Annotated in this window: 2 protein-coding genes; both read left to right on the top strand. The window is 47.9% G+C overall.

Going from position 1 to position 4,291, the window contains the following annotated elements; all coding sequences use genetic code 11:
• Positions 1-298 precede the first annotated feature (298 nt).
• Positions 299-619 carry a GIY-YIG nuclease family protein gene (locus tag CALK_RS11515; protein WP_022637835.1) on the top strand — a complete coding sequence of 107 codons (321 nt, stop codon included), beginning with the start codon at positions 299-301 and terminating at the stop codon, positions 617-619.
• Between the two features lie 166 nt (positions 620-785).
• Positions 786-3,893 (top strand): type I restriction endonuclease subunit R, encoded by a 3,108-nt coding sequence (locus CALK_RS11510; protein WP_022637834.1) that lies wholly within the window; start codon positions 786-788, stop codon positions 3,891-3,893.
• Positions 3,894-4,291 lie beyond the last annotated feature (398 nt).

The following is a 4,291-nucleotide window of genomic DNA, read 5'->3' as shown; positions in this document are numbered from 1 at the left end:
TCGAAGCCACAACAGAGAACGAAAACCCCGGTGGCTGAGCGAAGTCGAAGCCACAACAGGGAACGACGAACACGGTGGCTGAGCGGAGCCGAAGCCACAACAGGGAACGACGAACACGGTGGCTGAGCGTAGTCGAAGCCACAACAGAGAACGAAAACCACGGTGGCTGAGCGGAGCCGAAGCCACAACAGGGAACGAAAACCACGGTGGCTGAGCGGAGCCGAAGCCACAACAGGGAACGACTGTCACGGTGGCTGAGCGAAGTCGAAGCCACAATTGATTGAAAGGAAACAGAGCATTGACTGGTTACACATACATTTTAGAGTGTTCTGACGGTAGCTACTACACAGGTAGCACCAAAGATCTACACCTCCGACTCGCACAGCATCAAGCAGGTGAAGGAGCAAACCACACAAGAAAACGATTACCGGTAAAACTTGTATATTATGAACAGTATCCACGAATTGACGAAGCATTTCATAGAGAAAAGCAAATTCAAGGATGGAGTAGAAAGAAAAAAGAAGCTCTGATAAACGGTATGACCGAAGAACTGAAAAAAGCGGCAGTGTGTATGAATAATAGCCATTGTTCCCGGTGGCTGAGCGGAGCCGGTGGCTGAGCGAAGTCGAAAGAGATGTTCCCTTCGACTTCGCTCAGGGAACGACTGTCACGGTGGCTGAGCGGAGCCGGTGGCTGAGCGGAGTCGAAGCCACAACAAGGAACGAAAAAACCGGTGGCTGAGCGAAGCCGAAGCCACACGTAACCAAATCAAAGGAGATAATTAAATGACCGAATACAAACCAATCGCCGAATCAAACAACTTCATCGTTCTCGACAAATACACCAAGTATTCAGAGCTTCACGAGATCAGACCGGGCTACCAAACCGAAGCAAATCTCGAACGTGAACTCATCGAAGATCTCCAAAATCAGGGCTACGAATTTGACCGTTCAATCAAATCACCGGAGACAATGCTCGCCAATGTGCGCGTTCAGCTCCAAACCCTCAACAGCGTCACCTTTTCCGAATCAGAGTGGACCCGCTTTGTAGAAGAGTTCCTCGACAACCCAAGCGACACCATCGTGGACAAAACACGCAAAATCCACGACCACTACATCTACGATTTTACATTCGATGACGGCCATCTCCAAAACATCTACCTCGTCGATAAAAAGAGCATCACCCGTAACAAACTGCAGGTGATACAGCAGTTTGAACAGACCGGCTCCCACGCCAACCGCTACGACGTCACCATTCTCGTCAACGGGCTCCCCCTGGTGCAGATTGAACTTAAAAAACGGGGCGTTGCCATCCGCGAAGCCTTCAATCAGGTGCATCGCTACAGCAAAGAGAGCTTTAACTCCGAAAACTCCCTCTACAAATACATTCAGATGTTCGTCATCTCCAACGGCACTTACACCCGCTACTTTGCCAACACGGTGAAACGCGAGAAAAACAGCTTCGATTTTACAATGGAATGGGCTCGTTCAGACAACAGCCGTATACAGGATATCAAAGATTTCACCGTCACCTTCTTCCAGAAAAAAACACTCCTCGAAATCCTCCTGCACTACTCCGTTTTTGACACCAGTGACACCCTCCTCATTATGCGTCCCTATCAGATCGCAGCCACAGAGCGCATACTCTGGAAAATACAATGCACACGCGAAGCAAATAACTGGGGAACCCTCGAAAGCGGCGGGTATGTCTGGCACACCACGGGCACCGGTAAAACCCTCACCAGCTTCAAAGCAGCACGCCTCGCTACAGACCTGGATTTTATCGATAAAGTGTTCTTTGTGGTCGATCGTAAGGATCTTGACTTTCAAACGATGAAAGAGTATCAGAAGTTTTCACCCGACAGCGTCAACGGTTCAGAAAGTACCGCCGGACTTAAACGCAATATCGGCAAAGACGACAATAAGATTATCGTCACCACCATCCAGAAACTCAATAACCTGATGAAATCGGAAAAGAATCTCTCCGTATACAGCCAAAAGGTTGTTTTTATCTTCGATGAATGTCACCGTTCACAATTTGGCGAAGCACAGAAGAACCTCAAAAAGAAATTTAAGAAGTATTGTCAGTTCGGCTTTACGGGCACCCCCATATTTCCGCAAAACGCCCTCTCCGCCGAAACCACCGCCTCCGTCTTTGGACGTGAACTCCATTCCTATGTCATCACCGATGCAATCCGTGATGAGAAGGTACTCAAATTCAAGGTGGACTACAACGATGTACGCCCACAGTTCAAACAGCTCGAAAACGAACAGGACGAAAAGAAACTCACCGCAGCGGAAAACAAACAAGCCTTCCTTCACCCGGAACGTATCAAAGAAATATCCCGCTACCTCCTCAACAACTACCGCCTTAAAACACGACGGAACAACCCCGGTGCAGTGGGGTTTAATGCAATGTTTGCCGTGAGTAGTGTCGATGCGGCCAAGTGCTACTACGAAACGCTCAAGGAACTGCAAAAAGAGGACGAAAAGAAGCTCAAGATAGCCACAATCTTCTCTTTCGCCGCCAATGAAGACCAGGATGCTATCGGTGATATTCTCGATGAAACCTTTGAACCCTCCGCGATGGATCAAAGCGCAAAGGAGTTTCTCAACAAAGCAATCGGCGACTACAACGAACTGTTCAAAACCAACTACAGCACCGAAAGCAACGCCTTTCAGAACTACTATCGCGACCTATCAAACCGTGTCAAAAAACAGGAGATTGACCTTCTCATTGTGGTGGGTATGTTCCTCACCGGTTTCGATGCCCCCTGTCTCAATACGCTCTTTGTAGATAAAAACCTCCGCTACCACGGACTCATTCAAGCCTACTCCCGCACCAACCGAATCTACGGCGCCGGTAAGAGCTTCGGGAATATCGTCACCTTCCGCAACCTCGAAAAGGCCACCGTGGATGCCATCACCCTCTTTGGAAACAGCAGTACAAAACAGGTGATTCTCGAAAAGAGTTACACCGAATATATGGAAGGATTCACGGACATCGAAAACGGGAAAGCCCGCCGTGGCTACCTCGAAGTGGTAAACGAACTAAACGAAAAGTTTCCCAACCCCGATGAAATCGTCCGTGAAAGCGACAAAAAAGAGTTCGCCAAACTCTTCGGTGAATACCTCCGCGTGGAAAACATCCTCCAGAACTACGATGAATTCGCAGCCCTCCAGGAACTGCAATCAATCGACACCACCGACACCGAAGCACTAGAACAGTTCAAAGTAAAACACTATCTCGATGATGAAAAGATTGAAGAGCTGAAAACAATCCCCGTTCCCGATGTGCGCACCGTGCAAGACTACCGTTCAACCTACAACGATATCCGCGACTGGCTACGCCGTGAAAAACAGGGCACAGAACAGGAAGAGTCTGGTATCGACTGGAATGATGTGGTCTTTGAAGTGGATCTTCTCAAATCGCAGGAAATCAACCTTGACTACATCCTTGAACTGATCTTCAAAAACAACAAAGACAAAAAGACAAAAGCCGACCTTATCGAAGACGTGCGCCGTCTCATCCGCTCAAGTATCGGCGAAAGAGCAAAAGAGGGGCTGGTGATTGACTTCATCAATCAAACCGACCTCGACACAATCGAAGACAAAGCGAGCATCATAGATGCCTTCTTTGCTTTCGCACAAGCGGAACAGCTTCGTGAAGTGACAGAGCTTATCGCAGAAGAAAAACTCAACGAGGAACCAGCAAAACGCTACATCACCGCCTCCCTCAAACGGGAATACGCCAGTGAAAACGGCACCGAACTAAACCAACTCCTCCCCAAAATGAGCCCCCTCAATCCACAGTACCGCACCAAAAAACAAACCGTTTTTCAAAAAATATCCGCACTGGTGGATAAGTTCAAAGGTGTTGGGGGGCAAGTTTAATACATTACAGAATAGGGCAAATCTCCATGAATCTTCAAAACCCCGCCGCGAAAAAAAGAAATGGGGGCTGGAAGGCAAAGAAAAAAGAAAGAAGACCGCCGCCGAAAGACATTACACTATGGTAGGTTTAAATTTACAGCCACCAACAGAGACATGGCGGGTCTGCTTCGAAAGAGTTCCGTAAGGCTCTCAAAATGTTTCGATGCAAACACTATGAGCCGCAAAGGAAATTGCTGGGATAACGCCGTTGCAGAAGTTTTTTTTGCGACTCTTAAAAAACGAATGATATATCAAAGGAAGTATGAGACAAAGGAGGATTTACAACGGGATCTGTTTTGTGTACTGACGTGCTCCCTTAAAACTGGATAGTCATTAGGATTAGCTCTGAATGTAAATTA

Source organism: Chitinivibrio alkaliphilus ACht1 (assembly GCF_000474745.1).
GTDB classification, from domain to species: Bacteria; Fibrobacterota; Chitinivibrionia; order Chitinivibrionales; family Chitinivibrionaceae; genus Chitinivibrio; species Chitinivibrio alkaliphilus.
Note: the sequence above shows the minus strand (reverse complement) of the source record. Positions and strands in the feature narration are given on the sequence as shown.